Source organism: Aneurinibacillus sp. REN35, from assembly GCF_041379945.2.
In the GTDB taxonomy this organism is placed as follows: domain Bacteria; phylum Bacillota; class Bacilli; order Aneurinibacillales; family Aneurinibacillaceae; genus Aneurinibacillus.
In genome coordinates this window covers 25,406-42,513 of record NZ_JBFTXJ020000006.1, presented here as the reverse complement: position 1 = coordinate 42,513, position 17,108 = coordinate 25,406, and the positions used below count along the sequence as shown (strand labels likewise).

Annotated in this window: 18 protein-coding genes and 1 other RNA gene; 2 read left to right on the top strand and 17 right to left on the bottom strand. The window is 47.0% G+C overall.

Annotated features, from left to right (window positions below):
- Positions 1 to 9: 9 nt before the first annotated feature.
- The 7 genes from AB3351_RS12725 to AB3351_RS12695 all read right to left on the bottom strand — a co-directional run bounded on the left by AB3351_RS12725 (position 10) and on the right by AB3351_RS12695 (position 6,531).
- A complete protein-coding gene (locus AB3351_RS12725; RefSeq protein ID WP_371147513.1) occupies positions 10 to 732 on the bottom strand; it encodes an HlyD family secretion protein in 723 nt (240 codons plus the stop codon).
- 297 nt (positions 733 to 1,029) lie between these two features.
- Positions 1,030 to 1,308 carry a DUF1292 domain-containing protein gene (locus tag AB3351_RS12720; RefSeq protein WP_371147739.1) on the bottom strand — a complete coding sequence of 93 codons (279 nt, stop codon included), beginning with the start codon at positions 1,306 to 1,308 and terminating at the stop codon, positions 1,030 to 1,032.
- A 9-nt stretch (positions 1,309 to 1,317) separates the two neighbouring features.
- Complete coding sequence (locus tag AB3351_RS12715; RefSeq protein ID WP_371147512.1) at positions 1,318 to 1,605, bottom strand: DUF1292 domain-containing protein; 288 nt, start codon at positions 1,603 to 1,605, stop codon at positions 1,318 to 1,320.
- A 12-nt stretch (positions 1,606 to 1,617) separates the two neighbouring features.
- On the bottom strand, positions 1,618 to 2,028 hold the full coding sequence (gene ruvX / locus AB3351_RS12710) for a Holliday junction resolvase RuvX (RefSeq protein WP_371147511.1): 411 nt from the start codon (positions 2,026 to 2,028) through the stop codon (positions 1,618 to 1,620).
- A gap of 83 nt (positions 2,029 to 2,111) precedes the next feature.
- Entirely contained in the window at positions 2,112 to 2,372 is a 261-nt protein-coding gene (locus tag AB3351_RS12705) for an IreB family regulatory phosphoprotein (RefSeq protein ID WP_371147510.1), read from the bottom strand.
- Positions 2,373 to 2,451: 79 nt separating this feature from the next.
- Positions 2,452 to 5,088, bottom strand: coding sequence for an alanine--tRNA ligase (gene alaS, locus AB3351_RS12700; RefSeq protein ID WP_371147509.1), 2,637 nt, complete (start codon positions 5,086 to 5,088; stop codon positions 2,452 to 2,454).
- Positions 5,089 to 5,445: 357 nt separating this feature from the next.
- Positions 5,446 to 6,531 (bottom strand): AI-2E family transporter, encoded by a 1,086-nt coding sequence (locus AB3351_RS12695; RefSeq protein WP_371147508.1) that lies wholly within the window; start codon positions 6,529 to 6,531, stop codon positions 5,446 to 5,448.
- Between the two features lie 213 nt (positions 6,532 to 6,744).
- Between AB3351_RS12695 and AB3351_RS12690 the strand changes: the two genes are divergently transcribed.
- Both AB3351_RS12690 and AB3351_RS12685 read left to right on the top strand, forming a co-directional pair.
- On the top strand, positions 6,745 to 7,110 hold the full coding sequence (locus tag AB3351_RS12690; protein ID WP_371147507.1) for an STAS domain-containing protein: 366 nt from the start codon (positions 6,745 to 6,747) through the stop codon (positions 7,108 to 7,110).
- Between the two features lie 12 nt (positions 7,111 to 7,122).
- Complete coding sequence (locus AB3351_RS12685) at positions 7,123 to 9,099, top strand: methyl-accepting chemotaxis protein (RefSeq protein ID WP_371147506.1); 1,977 nt, start codon at positions 7,123 to 7,125, stop codon at positions 9,097 to 9,099.
- Positions 9,100 to 9,173: 74 nt separating this feature from the next.
- Here AB3351_RS12685 and AB3351_RS12680 read toward each other — a convergent pair whose 3' ends face one another.
- From AB3351_RS12680 to aspS, 10 genes are all read right to left on the bottom strand, one after another.
- Positions 9,174 to 9,380 carry a hypothetical protein gene (locus tag AB3351_RS12680; RefSeq protein WP_371147505.1) on the bottom strand — a complete coding sequence of 69 codons (207 nt, stop codon included), beginning with the start codon at positions 9,378 to 9,380 and terminating at the stop codon, positions 9,174 to 9,176.
- 12 nt (positions 9,381 to 9,392) lie between these two features.
- A complete protein-coding gene (locus AB3351_RS12675; RefSeq protein ID WP_206247267.1) occupies positions 9,393 to 9,596 on the bottom strand; it encodes a hypothetical protein in 204 nt (67 codons plus the stop codon).
- A 34-nt stretch (positions 9,597 to 9,630) separates the two neighbouring features.
- Positions 9,631 to 10,113 (bottom strand): PRC-barrel domain-containing protein, encoded by a 483-nt coding sequence (locus tag AB3351_RS12670; protein ID WP_371147504.1) that lies wholly within the window; start codon positions 10,111 to 10,113, stop codon positions 9,631 to 9,633.
- Positions 10,114 to 10,191: 78 nt separating this feature from the next.
- Positions 10,192 to 10,860 (bottom strand): tetratricopeptide repeat protein, encoded by a 669-nt coding sequence (locus AB3351_RS12665; RefSeq protein WP_371147503.1) that lies wholly within the window; start codon positions 10,858 to 10,860, stop codon positions 10,192 to 10,194.
- Positions 10,861 to 11,035: 175 nt separating this feature from the next.
- Positions 11,036 to 12,175, bottom strand: a complete 1,140-nt coding sequence (locus AB3351_RS12660; protein WP_371147502.1) for a cysteine desulfurase family protein — start codon at positions 12,173 to 12,175, stop codon at positions 11,036 to 11,038.
- A 31-nt stretch (positions 12,176 to 12,206) separates the two neighbouring features.
- Positions 12,207 to 12,626 (bottom strand): cysteine metabolism transcriptional regulator CymR, encoded by a 420-nt coding sequence (gene cymR / locus AB3351_RS12655; RefSeq protein ID WP_206247271.1) that lies wholly within the window; start codon positions 12,624 to 12,626, stop codon positions 12,207 to 12,209.
- Positions 12,627 to 12,644: 18 nt separating this feature from the next.
- Positions 12,645 to 13,976, bottom strand: a complete 1,332-nt coding sequence (locus tag AB3351_RS12650) for an AAA family ATPase (protein WP_371147501.1) — start codon at positions 13,974 to 13,976, stop codon at positions 12,645 to 12,647.
- Positions 13,977 to 14,095: 119 nt separating this feature from the next.
- Positions 14,096 to 14,863: a tRNA threonylcarbamoyladenosine dehydratase gene (locus tag AB3351_RS12645; RefSeq protein ID WP_371147500.1), complete on the bottom strand. Its 768-nt coding sequence runs from the start codon at positions 14,861 to 14,863 to the stop codon at positions 14,096 to 14,098.
- Between the two features lie 172 nt (positions 14,864 to 15,035).
- A non-coding RNA gene (gene ssrS, locus AB3351_RS12640) (6S RNA) lies at positions 15,036 to 15,217 on the bottom strand.
- A 90-nt stretch (positions 15,218 to 15,307) separates the two neighbouring features.
- Entirely contained in the window at positions 15,308 to 17,095 is a 1,788-nt protein-coding gene (gene aspS, locus AB3351_RS12635) for an aspartate--tRNA ligase (protein WP_371147499.1), read from the bottom strand.
- Positions 17,096 to 17,108 lie beyond the last annotated feature (13 nt).

Here is a 17,108-nt window from a genome sequence, read left to right as displayed (position 1 = left end):
CTAACTCGTTTACTTATGGATTTTTATGGTCGCATTCATACCTAGCGCCACATACTTGCTATTAAAATCCTCCACCGTAATTTTTACGGGAACCCTTTCGACTTGCTTGGACTGCTTGCTATTCCCTTGCTGGTTCATAGCACTCTGTGCTGTCAGGAATTTGCCAGCCGTCCCTCCAATCTGTGCGACCTTTCCCTTAAATTTAGAACCTGGATACGCATCTAGGTACACATCTACATTTTTATTGACCGTAACGTCTCGAATGTGATCCTCATCAATATAGGCCACGATATGCGGCTTGGATACATCCGCAATCATGGCTAAGATCTGCCCCTGCTGTACCATTTGTTTTGCTATTGCATGGGTCTCTAGGACGGTTCCCGTGATCGGAGAAGTAATCTCTTCTTTTCTGTTAGCCGCCTGAGACGTACCGGCTGCTCCTTGCTGTCCCTGAACATTTGATTGCACAGCGGTACTCTTCTGGTTTGCATCAGCAGATAAGCTTTCCATCTCAATTCCGAGAATATCTCCTTGTTGCACCTGGCTTCCCGTACGTACCGACCATTCTATAAGATGACCTGTAGAAGGAGGAGCAATGGTGACTGTATCTGCGGCTAGGCGCGCATTATCTGTAGTGACATAATTCATGCGATCTATGATATAGTACGCAGCACCGCCTACGATACCAAGAACACAAATAACACTTACCGCAACCATGAAAAAACGCTTCATGCTCTTTTTCTCCTTGTCCGTAATTTTTATTTCTGCCGCTTAGCTTCAACCCTCCTTATGAAACCAGGGAGAAACTTCAGTTAGTTAATTAGTTTATTTAATTAGTTTAACTAACTATTATTTATATTAATGTTTTGTAGGCAAAATGTATAGCAGGAAAAATGGTCTATTTTCGATCACGATAATGCACCTATAAATTAAAATAAGCAGCCCATCTCAGAAAAGAGATGGGCTGCTTATCGTTCATACATATAAACCATATAGACTAAATGCTTTATCTATAATGGTTATTTTCCTTTATGCCTGTGCTTGGTTTGTATCCAGCCACACGCTAAATGTATCCACCGCTTCATCCCACTCATTCTCTGATTCAATAAGTGTAAGCAATGGAGCACCTTCCGCGAGCGAATACTTAAACAGGTAAGGATGCGGATCAGCGGAATCGAGCGGGATAAGCACTGCATACGTCTGTCCCGCTACGTCTATCTCGGTTAGTACGCGGTATTGTTCCATACGAGCTAGCCCGACATCATACCATTCCACTTCGTTTCCCCATGAATTCCGCAGATGGTACACTTCCAAGAATTAGTTTTCCTCTTTGTCCAATTCGTTCATCAGTGTCTCAAATGTGGCTTCTACCTGCTCCCATTCCTGCTCATCTTCAATCGGCTGGAGCGTATCCGTACCTTCATAACGCAAGAATTCTACTTCATATTCCTCTTCATCTTCTTGCTCTGCCGGTACAAGGCAGAGATACGTGCGGTCTTCAATCTCGAAGATGTACATCACCAGATACTCATAATCCTGGTTTGACTCTTCATCTGTAATTGTAATATATTCGCCAACTTCGATTCCTACATTTTCTAAATCCATGCGCATAGCCTCCTATTTCTTGGCATCGAGATAATTCTGTAAAATAATAATCGCTGCCGTCTTATCAATAACCTGCTTTCTTTTCTTGCGACTAACATCGGCAGATATTAACATCTTCTCTGCCGCCATTGTCGTTAGACGCTCATCCCATAATATTACGGGAAGATGCGAACGATTATGCAGATATTCTGCAAAAGCCTGGCATAATTCACCTCGAGGCCCAATCGTACCGTTCATGTTTTTAGGGAGCCCGACAATAATTTCCCCGACATCGTACTGTTTTATGAGTTCTTCGATGCGAAGATAATCTTTTTTCTTGCCTTCCCTGCGGATGGTCTCAATTCCTTGCGCTGTCCAACCGAGTTCATCGCTGATTGCGACGCCGATGGTTTTATCCCCGACATCGAGTCCCATTTTACGCATATATTCTCTCCTAATCGTATCCGCACGACGCACCTCTTCTTTGTTAAAGAAGAGGCAGCATGCGTTAGGAATTCTTCATCGCACTACCGATTTGAGCGAAGATATGAACGAACAAGCTCCTCGATTAACTCGTCGCGCTCTAGCTTGCGGATAAGCGTACGCGCATTGTTATGGCGCGGAATATAAGCCGGATCGCCGGAGATTAAATATCCGACGATTTGATTAATGGGATTATAGCCTTTCTCCTCAAGTGCTCCATACACCTGAAGCAAGACCTCCCTGGCTTCGACTTCCACCTCATCCTGCTTAAAATTGAACTTCATGGTATGATCCATGGAACTCACTGCCTAGCACCTCTTTCAAAGGATCTTCTTCCTTTTCATATTCGCCCCAAACTATCGAATTCCTTTTTTCAAAGCTGTACTACATCTGCTCGCTAACCCAATCCTTCACAAATTCAAGCGCTTCAGGAAGCTGTGCTGGGTTTTTTCCACCTGCCTGTGCCATGTCAGGGCGACCACCGCCGCCGCCGCCGCAACGTGCTGCTACTTCTTTTACCGCTTTACCCGCATGAAGGCCTTGTTTAACAAGATCAGCCGTTACTCCAGCAACAATATTTACTTTATCGTCTTTTACAGAACCAAGTACGACGATACCTGAGCCAAGCTTTGCTTTCAGCTCATCTACCATTGTACGTAAATTATCCATATCGACACCATTTACTTTTGCTGCAAGCACTTTAACCCCTTTAACGTCTGCAACCTGATCGGTAAGCGAAGATGCTTCAAGATTGCTTAGCTTCGCGCGCAGCGATTCGTTCTCACGCTCCATTGCTTTCATCTCGCCACGCAGCGACTCAATCCGCTGTGGTACATTAGCGATGTTTGTTTTCAATTCATCTGCCACAGACTTAAGCGTCTGCAATTGTTTATTTAAATACTCGTATGCCATGCGGCCTGTCACAGCCTCGATCCGGCGCGTACCCGCTCCGATACCCGCTTCGCTTACAATTTTGAGCAGGCCGATCTCAGCGGTATTGTTTACATGACAGCCACCGCACAGCTCTAAGCTATAATCGCCAACCTGTACGACGCGTACTTCATCACCATACTTCTCACCAAACAGTGCCATCGCACCCATTGCTTTTGCTTCTGTTAGCGACTTGCGCGTAATGTTTACGTCAATATTACGCCAGATTTGCTCATTTACATTTTTCTCGATCTGCTCGAGCTCTTCTGTCGTAACCGCGCCAAAGTGAGAGAAGTCAAAGCGAAGGCGATCTGGCGCAACCAGAGAACCTGCCTGATTTACGTGTGTACCTAGTACATCTTTTAGGGCGCGGTGCAAAAGGTGCGTTGCCGTATGGTTCTTAATAATATCAGCACGTGAAGCACGATCTACGACCGCTTCTACCGTGTCGCCTACCTTTAATGTGCCTCGTTCTACCAGAACCGTATGCACATTTTGTCCATTGGGACCTTTTTGTGTATCCTGTACTTTTGCTTCTACCTCACCGGAACGAATCTGCCCTTTATCCGCCACCTGGCCGCCGGACTCAGCGTAGAACGGTGTTCGATCAAGGATAATCTGGCATTCCGTACCAGCGCCTACCATATCAACCGCCTGTTTTTCATGCACAATCGCAGCAACCTTGGCACTGATTACAAGTTCATTGTAGCCGACGAATTCGCTCTTCACTTTAATATCGCCAAGCGCACCACCCTGCACCTGCATGCTATCCTCGTCCTGGCGAGCGGCACGAGCACGGGCGCGCTGCTCTTCCATCGCTGTGTCGAAGCCTTCGCGGTCTACAGTCATCCCTTGTTCAGCCGCGAAATCTTCTGTTAAATCAAACGGGAAACCGTACGTATCATACAGCTTGAACGCTTCCGGTCCACCAATTTGCGTCTGGCCTTCTTTCTTTGCCGCTTCTACCATCTGCTCAAGAATATGAAGTCCATCATTGAGCGTCTCATGGAAGCGCTCTTCCTCATTCTTAATGACGCGCTCAATGAACTCGCGCTTTTCCAGCACTTCCGGATAATATGCTTTCATTACCTCACCAACAACCGGTGTCAGCGTATATAGGAACGACTTATCAATGCCCAGTACCTTCCCATAGCGAACAGCACGACGCAGCAGACGGCGAATGACATAGCCGCGACCTTCATTGGATGGAAGCGCACCGTCTCCAATCGCAAAGACAACGGTACGGGAATGGTCAGCAATAACTTTTAACGCTACATCTTTTTCTTTTGATTCACCATACTTCACACCTGCAATATGGCAGGTTGCTTCTATGATCGGGAATAGAAGATCCGTCTCAAAATTATTCTCCACGTCTTGAATAACAGAAGCCATGCGTTCTAGCCCCATGCCGGTATCAATGTTTTTCTTCGGAAGCGGCGTATACGATCCATCTGGATTATGGTTGTACTGTGAGAATACAAGGTTCCAAATCTCAAGATAGCGTTCGTTTTCTCCGCCTGGGTACAATTCCGGATCACTTGGATCGTTACCGTACTTCTCGCCGCGATCATAGAAAATTTCGCTGTTCGGACCGCATGGACCCTCACCAATATCCCAGAAGTTCCCTTCTAAACGAATGATGCGCTCATCAGGAATGCCTACTTTCTTATTCCAAATCTCATACGCTTCATCATCTTCCGGATGAATTGTAATGGATAGCTTCTCTGCTTCAAAGCCGATCCACTCTGGGCTCGTTAAGAATTCCCATGCCCATACAATCGCTTCTTCCTTAAAATAATCTCCGATCGAGAAATTCCCCAGCATCTCAAAAAAAGTATGATGGCGTGCAGTTTTTCCGACATTTTCAATATCGTTTGTACGAATGGATTTTTGTGAGTTGGTAATACGCGGATTTTCCGGAATAACACGGCCGTCAAAATATTTCTTTAAGGTCGCAACCCCGCTGTTGATCCAGAGCAGCGAAGCATCATCAATTGGGATGAGCGGCGCACTCGGTTCGATGCGATGACCTTTGCTGACGAAGAAATCCAGATACTTTTGACGAATTTCAGCAGCTGACATATGTTTCATTTTGAACTTACCCCCATATGAAAATATAAAGAAAGCTAAAAAAGCTCTCAATCCCAGAATTTCTTCAGGGACGAGAGCTTGTCTTCTCACGCGGTACCACCCTGCTTATCCGCTGCTCATGAGGCAGACGGATCGCCTTGTTTTACGGATAACGGGCGATTGAATAAAGCCCGGCAGGGTTCTGATCATCCTGCTCTCAGGAGTAGCATTCGACGGCTCTTCTTGTGAAGATTCTCTCAACCTTGGAATCTTCTCTCTGTACAAGGGCATCCACCTACTTATTCCTTCAACGAATTAGCAATCATGGAATTGTTTACAGCATTATTTATTATACAGATTCACCATCTTCGCTGTCAATTAACCCTCATCCTGCCATTCTGTTTTTCTTACGGTATGAATCATAATGTGCTGCAAAACTACTTTAAGGCTTGCCACAAGCGGAACCGCAAGAATGAGACCCACGATTCCTGCAATCTCTCCTCCAATCATTACAGAGACAATAATCAAGAGCGGATGCATGTGCAGGGACTTCCCTACAATGAACGGGGCCACAATATTGCTCTCAAGCACTTGGATAACCGCATTAACAATTAAAGCATAGAGCGCAACCTTCCAGGATATTGTAAGGGCGAATAAAATAGCTGGAGCCGCACCGAATACAGGACCGATGTATGGAATAATATTTGTAATCGCCACAAAGGCGGCAAAAACAATCGCGTAAGGTAAACCAATAAAGAAATACCCCGCATAAGCCAGTGTACCGATCACCCCACACACGATCAACTGACAGCGCACATAATGGCCAAGAGCTGTATCAATGTCATGCAGCATCCGCCGTACCGTCGGACGGTGCTGGTGTGGTACAAGGAGCAGCGCACCGTTCTGCATTGGCTTCATGTCCTTTAACATATAAAACACAATGAACGGAATCAATAATACAAGCAGAATTTTCTCCACCCAGCTATCCATGCCTGTAAACAAACCATTCACATACTGTGTCATTGCCAACTCCATCTGCTGAATGCTCGCCGAAAGTCCCCCGTGAAGCGAAAAGGGAGTTCGTGCCTGCTGAATGCGCATCTGTCCGATCCAGCTTCTGTATGTACCCATTAACTCCGGGAACTTGTCTGACAGTTCTTTGTACTCTCGCATGAGAATCGGACCCGCATTAATGACGATGAAAAGGAGAAATAGAAAAAATAGCGTGTAGATTAGAAACACTGCCAGCCCACGCGGAAAATGCCGCTCTGTCAAAAAGGTAACCACAGGGTTTAGCAAATACGCAATAATTAACGCGAAAAAGAACGGTGTCAGTACTTTTTTTATAATCTCAATAGCTCCAATAAAAAAGACGCCTACTTTGCCGAGTAAAAATATAATCGACAGCACTAACAGCACAACCACCATAAAATACAGCCAGTTTGTTCGTGTAATCTTCTCCATCTGCTTCACTTCCGCTCGCTATAGCATTTGTAGTTGTAGTATGCGCGAAAAGAGACATTGCATTTATGGAAGCGGTGATAACTGGCGTTGTTTTTTCGATATTTTCCTTCCTTTTTAACCAAAATTTTATAATCTATTAACATTTCTCCAAAAATCCATCTGTATGATAAAAACATACTAGTTCGCAAGTTCCTAAAAAAAAGGGGATTGAAAATGTTTATAACACATGAGCAGGGCTATCGAATCATCTCTCTTACAGGCGAGATTCATTATGGAAATTCACGCATGATCTCTAAGGAGCTACTCTCCTACATCCATGCAGACCATGACCGCTATATTCTCGATGTCTCCCGCTTGACAAGCATAGACAGTACAGGGCTTGCCATCCTGTTTTCTTTCAGTAAGAAATGCCACACTGAAAATAAAGAAAGTGTGCTGGTTGCAGGTGCGGCTCCTTGGTATAAATTGCTCCACTACTCCAAGCTTGACCGCGTACTGCGCGTCTATCCAGATGTTTTATCTGCAATTACAGCGTGCGAAGAAGAATATAATATGAACGCCTCGATCCTTGAGTACTAAAGCAGGGAACATATGAGAAAACAACTGACACTTCAGAGACGGCTGATGCTGTTATTAACGGTAGTAATTATCGGAGCGTTTGCTACCCTCTATTTTTTTGTGGACCGCAGTGTAAGCGGATCATTACGAGAAGCTGCGCTGCGCAGCATGGATCAGGCTTCTGCTGAAGCGGCTCTTCTGGTCAGCAAGGATCTTTCGGATAAGCAGCGCTCTTTATTCCAACTGGCACAATTTCCGATTGTCAAAGCGATTGATACAAGACCTGATCAGGCATTTGAAGCCGGCCGCTTCTTAACTTCCATCACACGCAACCAACCGGAATATGAAGCGGTGTATGTAGCGCTTCCAAACGGCAGAATCATCGCCGGCTCAAACGGGTATCTCATCGGGAAAACATTTCCTGAACAGCAGGTGCTTGATGCTGCTCTTCAGTCCGGCAAAAGTACGATTAGCGATCTTCTTACTGATCAAGACGGCAAAGCTCTCTTCTATCTGGTAGAGCCAATTAACGGGGGCAGGAGCCTGCTTGTAGCTGCGATGAAGCTTGATGCTATCGGAACACATATCGCGCAGGTAAAAATCGGACAAACCGGTTATGCTTATCTTATCAACGCACAGGGATTGGTTCTTGCCCATCCGGTGAAAAAATACATAGCCGCACTGAAAATTACGGATCACCCGTTCGGCGCCTCCATGCTGCACACAAAAAAAGGACAGATGGAATATACTTTTGATGGAAAGGACAAGCTTATGTCCTTTCACCCTGTTCAACAAACAGGATGGATTGTTGCGGCCACCATCGAAAGCGATGAAGCCTACGCAGCGATCTGGCATACTCGCTATGTCATTCTTGGCATCTCTTGCATTTCTTTTCTTATTCTTATTACCATTCTCTCTGTTCTTATGAAGCGTACGCTCGTACGGCCTATTCAGCATGTACAGGAGAATTTTGAACGGGCGGCACAGGGAGACTTAACTACGCGAGTGCGCGTAGAGCGGGAGGACGAGCTCGGTCAGTTGGCGCACGGTTTTAACCAAATGACAGAGGATTTACGCAGCCTGGTCGGCACAACACAGCGTTCCGCTGAAGAAGTGTCTTCTACTGCCGAACAGCTCACCGCTAAGGCGGAGGAGACAGAAACCGCCGCTTCCCAGGTCGCCGCTACAATTCAATACATTACACAAAATATCGGTGAGCAGGCACGGACCCTCTCGCTTGTCCATCAAGAAATGAATGAAGCACATCAAAAAGTTGATGCAACAACCTCAGCCGCTTCACAAGCGCTTACTGTAGCAAAAGAGACAAGACAAGCGGCCAAGGAAGGAATGGAAGCTGTCAGTAAAGCCATTCACCATCTAGATACTGTTGCACAAACAGTGATCTTCGCGACAGAAACTGTGCAGAAGCTGGGGAAGCGTTCCGAAGAAATCGGTAGCATCGTTCACGTCATCTCTGCTATCTCCGATCAAACGAATCTGCTTGCACTTAATGCTGCTATCGAAGCGGCCCGAGCAGGCCAACAGGGCAGGGGATTTGCTGTTGTGGCAGATGAAGTGCGCAAGCTTGCGGAGGAATCGGCACAGGCAGCGAGTGAAATCGTTAGTCTTGTAGAACACGTGCAGAGCGAGACAGCCGTAACGGTTCGGTCCATGGAAATGAATGTAGAACAGGTACAGCAGCAGATCGCAATGGTGCATCAAGGCGGACATGCGCTTGAGAATATTGTTAGCAAAACCGAACAAACAAAAGAGGAGATGGAGAGAATCGATACGATGCAGGAAGAAATTCAGTCTTTAGTCAAAAATCTACATGAGCGCATTCGATTTATTGCTGCGGTCAGCCAAGAAACATCAGGCGGCCTGACTGAAGTTGCGGCTTCTGTACAGGAGCAAAGCCTAGCCATAGAAGAGATGTCCTATAATATTGACACCCTCTCTCAGCTTGCCTCCAAAACGCACCAAGAGACGCTCGCATTTAAAATATCATAAAAAAGCAAAAAGGCAGCCAACCGGGTCACCCGGCGGCTGCCTGACAATTCTTATTGTATGTGTTCCATTCTTTTCTAACGCGCCATACGACGCAGCATCCGACTGCCAAATCCGACTATATAGCGCGTAGGGATCTTTTGCATACCTGTAAAGCCTATCGTACGAAATACACGTCTGCCTAATCGAGCAGCTCGATCTGCACGGCTTGGTTTTGACCGCATCATGCGAACGAGACCAAATGCAGCCATAATGACTGCTCCTATCCAAAACGAACGCATCACGCATCCATCTCCTTACATATTGGTCTCAAATGGCGGTGGGCAATCGTCAAAAAATAAATCGTTCAGTGAATGAAGCGTTCCATCCTCTTCTACCTGAAAGACAGAGGATACTTTATTTCCTGAAGCCGTAAATTCAATGCAGCAGTTCCAGCAATAATATTGATTGGTACCGATCTTACCGATGTCTTTTGACTGGCAGTTCAGGCAATTTGTCATTGCTTCTTCCTCCCTGTAAGCGGAGAGGTCATCTTCACTCCTCTACGGAGACAATGACCGCATCTTCACCCATTTTTAGACGTTCAGTGCCATGAACGATGGTACGGCCGTCCACAATGTCCGACAACAATCCGTTAGATAGCTCATACCCTACTATCTTGCCCGATTCCACTTGAAAGTAAACATCTTCCACAAACCCCAACTGTTTACCTTCTGAGGTGACAAACGTCTTACCTTGAATCGGAGCGGCACCTGTCTGAATGCTTGTCCATCCGGGGGGAAGAGATGACGCATATACAATGGCCTGCCGTTCGGCTATCGCTACACAATCTGTACCAATTGCATGCACTGCTTCTGCTGGCACATATTGGCCGTCCTTAAGAAAGCTGCGCTCTCCAAGCAGAACAGCCACCAGTTTGTTTTGCGCATCGAATAGAAGGTCCTGGACATAGCCCACCTCATTGCCCTGTTCCAGTTCGATAACGGGAAGTCCAATGACGTCGCGTACCCGTTGCATGGACGCTCATCTCCTTCCATACCTTCTAGTATGGAGCAAACCATTCCGGCTATGCAGACGAATGATACCAGCCTTCCCTTATTCCGTCTTGTTCATCTCAGTCAGCGCATTCTGTGCCAGAATATGGCCTGGATTAATCTCCAGTGCTTTCTCGAACTGCCGCTTGGCTTCCTCCATCTGTTCTAAAAAGGCATACGCGACGCCGAGATTATACAGCGCATCGTCATGCTCCGGCTCAAGCTCAAGCGTTTGTAGAAAGACTTCTTGTGCTTCTTCAATTTTTCCCATACGCGCATAGGACATCCCTTTATTAAAATGCGCCTCCACATCACCGGGCTCTTCCTGCAAGCACGCATCAAAATGCTCGATCGCCTTCTCCAGCTTTTCGCTCTGCATATAGGACATCGCAATCATAAACTCCAGATCATGATGCTTCATTCCTTTATCCTTCGCCTTTTCAAACGAAACGCGGGCAGACTCATAATTTCCGATATTAAAATAGGAATTGCCCATTCCATAGTAGGCCAAAGCGAGCCCGGAATCCAGGTCAATCGCGCGGGAAAACCACTGCACCGCATCATTTTCATGGCCGGTCGCCGCTAGAATGTTGCCAACATTACAGTATGGCTCTGCATATGTATTATCCTCTGTAATCGCCTTCTCAAACAACTTGAGTGCTTCCTCAAAATGTCCCTGTGCCAGTTCCTGTAATCCTAAGTCATTATATTCTTCCGCTGTTTTTCTCAAGCGTACGCCCCCTTTTCCTAAACCCTGTTGAACTTTCTTTTACTATACCAGAAAATCAGCGCCGACAGCAGAAAATTACGGATAAACCCAACGGCTTATCCACCTGCAACACACGATGCAAAAAGAAGAGGCAAGATGGCGAACACGTCCCCATCTTGCCTCCTGATTCGTTATTCTATTCTTGACTTCGTGTGAGAATGTGGGCGATACGCTCCGCCGCTTCCTGTACTTGCGCTTCATCATTTCCGTAGCCGAAGCTGAAGCGAATGGCTGATACGAGCCGCTCCTGCGGCAGATTCATCGCTGTCAGTACATGCGAAATCTCAAGCGAGCCAGAGGTGCATGCCGACCCGCTCGCACCTGCAACCCCTACAAGATCAAGATGCATCAGCATCGCATCCGTCTTGATCTGCGGAAAGCTCACATTAAGAATATGAGGCATATAAAACTCAGGATGACCGTTTAGTACGTACTGTATTTTCTGCTCATCCCACACACGAAGCATGGCTGTACGCAGCTTCATATACTCTGCCCGCCTCGCCTCGCGCGTCTTCATAGCGATCTCAACAGCACGGGCAAATCCAGCGATACCAGGTACATTCTCCGTACCGGCGCGGCGCTTTTTCTCCTGATTGCCCCCATGCATGCGGGAAGCAATTTTGATCCCACGGCGTACGTATAACGCACCTATTCCCTTTGGTCCATTGATTTTGTGTGCCGATACAGACAATAAGTCAATATGCAGACGCTTCACATCGATCTCTTCAATGCCAAATGCTTGCACCGCGTCTGTATGGAAATACACCTGATGCTCCATAGCCAGCTTACCAATTTTGCCGACACGCTGCAGTGTACCTACCTCGTTATTGCCGAACATGATGCTAATTAAAACGGTATCCGGTCGAATAGCCTGCTCCACATCTTCAACAGCTACTCGCCCCATCTCGTCTACGGGCAGATATGTCACTTCGTAACCAAGCGCTTCTAGATATTCACATGTATGCAGCACAGCATGATGCTCAATCTGACTTGTAATGATGTGCTTACCCTTCTCCTTATTCGCCTCCATCACACCAATCAATGCCATATTATCCGCTTCTGTACCGCCGCTGGTAAAAATAATTTCGCCCGGTGCGGCATTAATGGCACGGGCAATCACTGTCCGGGCATCATCTACCACATGCCTTGTCCGCTGACCGAAGCGATGCATGCTTGAAGGATTGCCATGCGCATCCCGATAATACGGAAGCATCGCTTCCAATACGTCTGGATGTACGGGTGTTGTCGCTGCGTGATCTAAGTAAATTTCCTGCATGATCTTTCTGCTCCTTGCCGTTCATAAAGTGTTAAATGTAAAACATATACGAATCAGGTTTTCCTTCATCCTTATACGAGATTAAATCCTGTAATGTAGTCGAATCCAATACTTCGCTAATGCTGTCACGAATACGCATCCACAAATCCCGCTTCGCAGGATCTTCTTCCTCTTCAAACTCCACCGGACTGATCGGACCTTCTAATACGCGAATTACATCACCCGCTGTAATCTCTTCAGGCAAACGAGCCAAAATATAACCGCCGTATGCGCCGCGAATGCTTTTTACGAGTCCTGCATTACGCAATGGTGCTACAAGCTGCTCTAGATAATGTTCCGATAAATCATGCTTCTGTGCAATCGCTTTAAGCGACATCTGGCCCTCGCCGTACCGATTCGCCAGCTCCATCATAATCGTCAGACCGTAGCGGCCTTTGGTTGATATTTTCACATAGATCCCCTCACCTTTTTACTTTTCTTTCCGTATCGTCTGCAAATAATCCTTCATATGTCGTTCGTACCCAATTTCTTTTGGAGCATAGAAGGTAGTCTTCACACCTTCTGGCAAATACACCTGTTCCACATACGAATTCGGATAATTATGCGGATAGAGGTATCCCTCACCATGTCCAAGTTTTTCCGCTCCCTTATAGCTCTGATCACGCAGATGCATAGGCACAGATCCATGCCCTTTTTGCCGGACATAGCGCAGCGCTTCATTTATACCGACATATGCCGCATTACTCTTTGGCGCGGAAGCAAGATAGGTGGTAGCGTGTGCCAGTGGAATGCGTCCTTCCGGCATCCCGACAAGCTCCAATGCTTGAAAAGCGGACACGGCTACTTGCAGCGCACGTGGATCTCCGTTTCCTATGTCTTCGGAGGCGGAAATAATAAGACGACGGGCAATGAAGCGCGGATCTTCGCCAGCATCAATCATACGCGCCAGCCAATACAGCGCGGCATCCGGGTCTGACCCGCGGATCGACTTAATATAGGCAGAAGCCGTATCGTAATGGTTGTCTCCTGTTTTATCGTACCGAACGGCTCGCCGCTGAATGGAGTCGACCGCTATCTCAAGCGTAATATGCACTTCACCCTTTTTATTTCTCGGCGTTGTGGCAACCGCAAGCTCCAATGCATTCAGCAGACGGCGGCTGTCCCCTTCCGCATAATGAATAAGGTGGCTTCTTGCCTCCTCATCTAAAACGATGGGAAGCTCACCATAGCCCCGCTCCTTATCCTGCAGTACACGATTCACCACTTCAACCAGATCTTCCTCGCTTAACGCCTGCAGTTGGAACAATTGAGAGCGAGAGAGAAGAGCCGCATTCACTTCAAAGAATGGGTTCTCAGTCGTGGCACCAATCAGACGTATCGTTCCATCTTCTACATAAGGAAGCAATGCGTCCTGCTGTGACTTATTAAAGCGGTGAATCTCATCTACGAACAGCGTTGTTCCCTGATCATGCATATCACGGCGGCCTTTCGCCTCTTCTACTACCCGTCTTATATCAGCTACTCCTGCTGTCACCGCATTGATGTCGGTAAAATGCGTTTTCGTCGTACGAGCAATGATCCTAGCAAGCGTCGTCTTTCCTGTACCCGGTGGGCCGTAGAATAGTAAGGAAGAAATACGATCCGCTTCAATCGCGCGGCGCAATAACTTCCCTTGACCAAGAATATGCTTCTGACCAGCAAATTCATCGAGCGTGCGCGGACGCATCCGATCAGCCAACGGCTGGTGCTTACTCTGCCCGCGCTCTTTTTCTTCTTCATGTGTGTAGGAGAACAAATCCATCTATCGTCCCCTCCTTATTTCCGTACAAGTTCCTAAATCCTACTAAATTATAGTAAAAGAATAAGCATAAGTAAAGGACACCGACTAATGCGGTATCCTTACTTTCTTTTGCACTGTTTTTATTCGTCGCGCACCACTTCAATGCCCGCTTTATCCAGCATATCACGCACGATCACGCTTGTCATAATCAGTCCAGCAACCGACGGTACAAATGCTACGCTAGCCGGAGGACGCGTGGCTTTGCGAATCGGTGAATCTGGATTCTGAACAACTTCCTGCAGCACTTCTTCACGCGCCAGGATAGGGGCTTCTGTGGAATACACTACTTTAATGCCTTTTTTAATGCCCTGCTTGCGCAATTCGCGGCGCAATACTTTAGCGATCGGGTCATATGATGTATCGAACAAATCCGCTACTTGAAAACGGGTCGGATCGAGCTTATTAGCCGCACCCATGCTGCTGATCAAAGGAATTCCCCGCTCACGGCATTGCAGAATAAGATGGAGCTTTGCCGAAATCGTATCCATCGCATCCGCCACGTAATCCAGCTTATGCTCAAAGAGCTGTTCATACGTTTCTTCATTGTAAAACATCTTAAGCGTGACAACTTCACACTCTGGATTGATGGTTGCAATCCGCTGCTTCATAATTTCTACCTTCTGCTGCCCGACCGTATCAAGCGTAGCTGGCAGCTGACGGTTGCAATTCGTAATATCCACATCATCTTTATCAATCAGTATGAGTTTACCGACGCCTGTCCGCGCCAGTGATTCAACAGTGAATGAGCCGACACCGCCTACGCCAAGCACAGCGACTGTACTGTTCTTAAACAGTTCGATTCCCTCGCGGCCCACCGCAAGTTCCGTACGTGAGAATTGGTGAAGCATAGAAATCTCCTTTTCGTTTTAAAATTTTCCTTCATAACAATTAATTTTCTATGAAGTCGCAGAAAAAAGCAAGAATAGCTAAGAGCGTCCTTGTTTTACACAGTACACACCAAAAAAGCCCACAGAAACAATGTTCTGTGGGCTTTATGTCTTCTGCATAATAAGAAAGAGTAAGAACCCCGAGGATGCCGTGATGCCAGTGTTTTGAACCTGCTCGCGCAGGTGGGAGTTCTACTCGACACTTTGCAGGTCCGCTCTAGGTAGGGCGGCTTCTGCGCCGCGGCGAGACTCGAATTCCCGTTTTGTTAGTGTTGGTACAAAACAAACGGTCTCTCACGTACATCGCAGGGCTCTTAAACTTACCGTGGTTTTATAGTACACAATTTTGAAAACGATTTCAAGAGGTACATTCGACCCAAATTTTACTAATAATTACCAAGTTACTTATTTCTCGTCCGCTTTCTTGGCCACCACTGTACGAATCGATAGCTCTTCTAATTGTTTCGTATCCACCGGACTTGGCGCATTCGTCATAATATCACGCGCGCTGGCTGTTTTCGGGAAGGCGATCGTATCGCGCAGGCTGCTGCGACCGGCAAGAATCATAATAATGCGGTCTAGGCCAAATGCAATACCGCCATGCGGAGGCGTACCGTATTCGAATGCGTCAAGCAGGAAACCGAATTTTTCCTGTGCTTCTTCCTGACTGAAGCCAAGTGCTTTAAACATTTTCTCCTGTACATCACGCTTATAAATACGCATGCTGCCGCCACCGATTTCAAATCCGTTCAGCACCATATCGTACGCCTGAGCACGGATTTGGCCCGGATCGGTATCAAACAGATGCACATCTTCCGGACGCGGACGGGTAAACGGATGATGCAGCGCTACATAACGCTTCGCATCCTCATCCCACTCAAGCAGCGGGAAGTCTACTACCCATGCGAACGCAAATTTGCTTTCGTCGATAAGTCCAAGCTCCTTACCGAACTTCAAGCGCAGCGCACCCAACGAATCAGCTACCACTTTTGGCTTATCCGCTACGAATAGCAACAAGTCGTTATTTTGTACCTGCATGCGGTCTTTAATGGTTGCAATTTCTTCTTCCGTAAAGAATTTAGCGATTGGACCTTTAATTTCATCGTCCTTAAATGCCATCCACGCAAGACCCTTTGCACCGTAACGACCCGCAAATTTCATCAGTTCATCCACATCTTTGCGTGAATAATACGCGCAGCCTTTTACGTTGATGCCTTTTACCTGGCCGCCTTTTTTCATGATGCTGTTAAATACCTGGAAGCCGCAGCTCTCAGCAACATCACCGATATCTACAAGCTCCATGCCAAAGCGCAGGTCTGGTTTATCCGAGCCATAGCGGTTCATTGCATCCGCATATGTTAAGCGTTGGAACGGTGTCTCAACCTCTACATTCAGCACTTCTTTGCATACTTTTGCCATCATTTCTTCCATCATGGCAAGCAGCTCTTCCATGTTTAAGAAGGAGGTCTCAATATCGACCTGTGTAAATTCAGGCTGACGATCCGCACGCAGGTCTTCATCACGGAAGCAGCGTACAATTTGGAAGTAGCGCTCATATCCGGCAACCATCAACAGCTGTTTGAAGATCTGCGGGGATTGCGGAAGCGCAAAGAACTCACCCGGGTTTACACGGCTTGGCACCAAATAATCACGCGCGCCTTCCGGTGTGCTCTTTGTAAGCATCGGTGTCTCAATCTCAAGGAAGCTGCGGGTATCTAAATAATCGCGGAACAGCTTCGTTACCTTATGACGCAACTCCATTGTACGGTACATCTCAGGACGGCGCAGGTCTAAGTAACGGTATTTCAAACGCACTTGCTCATCTACATCAATGTCATCTTCGATAAAGAACGGCGGAGTCTTGGCCTGGTTAATGATCTCGATCTCACTTACCTGCACTTCAATCTCACCGGTCAACATATTTGGATTGATTGTTTCCGCATCGCGCTCTACTACTTTTCCTTTGACGCTGATTACGTATTCTGTCCGCACTTTATCGCCGATGGCATGTGCCTCTCCATTAATCTCCGGGTTGAATACAACCTGTACAAGGCCTGTACGGTCACGCAGGTCAACGAAGATAACACCTCCTAAGTCCCGGCGCTTCTGCACCCAACCGTTTAATGTCACCTCGCTGCCGACGTCAAATTTGCGGAGTGTGCCGCAAAATACACTACGTTGTTGGAATTCCATCTCGTCTCCTGCC